2 protein-coding genes are annotated in these 1559 nt (G+C 66.3%); both read left to right on the top strand.

Annotated features, from left to right (window positions below):
* The first annotated feature begins 527 nt into the window (after positions 1-527).
* Positions 528-689 carry a hypothetical protein gene (locus I53_RS27950; RefSeq protein ID WP_236952879.1) on the top strand — a complete coding sequence of 54 codons (162 nt, stop codon included), beginning with the start codon at positions 528-530 and terminating at the stop codon, positions 687-689.
* 406 nt (positions 690-1095) lie between these two features.
* Entirely contained in the window at positions 1096-1461 is a 366-nt protein-coding gene (locus I53_RS27945) for a cytochrome c family protein (RefSeq protein WP_043357149.1), read from the top strand.
* The last annotated feature ends 98 nt before the right edge of the window (positions 1462-1559 follow it).

Genomic DNA, 1559 nt, shown 5'->3' with positions numbered 1-1559 from the left:
CGTGGATGCGAGTGGAATTTATTCCGTTCAAAGGCTTACGATCACAAGGGAAAAACGACGGCCGTGGACGCCGACGGATCGAAGTTCGACAGATGCTGCCTCCGCCACCACAAGCGCCGAAACGCGGTCTCTTCGAGCCTTCTGCGGCTGAGCGCCGACACGGCGGCTGTCGCGCGGTCACGGACCGTCGAGTTCGGCCCTCGACGTGGCGCCCCGGTGATGCGTGGCAGCGCCGATCCGTCCGGCAGGCTTGCCCCCCCGCACTCCGATCACCCGGCACGACATCCCTGAACGACCCGGCGGTCGGTGGACCGCGCGGGGCTCGCGGGCCGGGAGACGCGCCGAACCATCAGGCTTGGCCAGCAGCCGCATCGGCACCCATCCAACCGCAGCAGAGGCCGTCCAGCGCGCAGGATTGCGCATCACGTCCTCGCGCGCATGCCCGGCAGAGACATCGCGGTAACCATTCAGGCGCATTGCCCGCTGCAGCAGCCGCCGGAGCCCTCATGCCCAGCCCCCGATCGACGATGCCCCGCCCGTTGACGGCGACGCCCCGCACCCTCGAGACGACGGTTCTCGCCGATCGGATCAAGGCGCTCACGGCCTGGGATGCCGGCGCGGCGATGGCCCGAACCGCCAAGGCTGCGGATAGCGACCCGCCGGTGATCAGGCTGCCGCTGGCCGCCTAGCATCGACACGGCCCGTCTGCGGGGACCCGCCCGGCTCGGCCGCGGCGGGCCTTGTCGTGCGCGCGGCGCCCAGCCGGGAAGGACGCATCATTTTCCGGCGCGGGCCGGATTATCGCCCCGCATCGGACGTCAACACTCCGACATGCCAAGTTTGGAAGCATTCTCAGATCCGCCGTTCGCCCGTCCCGCCGCCCGGGGACGCGCCCCGCGGATGCGCGCGAGCGGGCCACCGATCCGAGGCCTGCCGAGACGCGCCGAGAACGAACCGCGGAACCGGGCATGACATCCGAAATTGTTTGATGCATCGTTCAATATAATCTGCACGCCTGCGCAGATTTTTTCCCTTGCATCGAAGAATTTTTCTGTCAGAAACGCGAAGCTTATCTGATCAATTCGGGGTCTATACATGCGTATGCTTGCACTCGGCGCCGTCCTCGCCGTCGTCATGCCCCTCGCGGCGCAGGCCCAGGAGGCCGGGGATGCGGCCGCCGGCGAGAAGGCGTTCGCTCCCTGCAAGGCGTGCCACAATTTCCAGAAGAACGGCGTGGGTCCTGACCTGAAGGGTGTCGTCGGCCGCAAGGCGGGCACCTACGAGGGCTACAACTACTCCGCCGCCCTGAAGAATTCCGGCATCACCTGGGACGAGGCCAACCTGCACGAGTGGCTGAAGAACCCGAAGGCGAAGGTCCCGGGCAACAAGATGATCTTCCAGGGCATCACGGACGACAAGAAGATCAACGACGTCATCGCCTATCTGAAGACCCAGTCGTAAGGCCGATCCGCCCTCGGAGCGGCGACACGAGCGATCGGCGCTCTGGATTCACTGATTTCACCCCGTCCGGCCGAGCCGGACGGGGATTTATTCGTCAC

The organism is Methylobacterium sp. B1 (assembly GCF_000333255.1).
Lineage (GTDB): Bacteria > Pseudomonadota > Alphaproteobacteria > Rhizobiales > Beijerinckiaceae > Methylobacterium > Methylobacterium fujisawaense.
The sequence above is the reverse complement of the archived record's forward strand: the minus strand, read 5'-3'. Positions and strand labels throughout refer to the sequence as shown.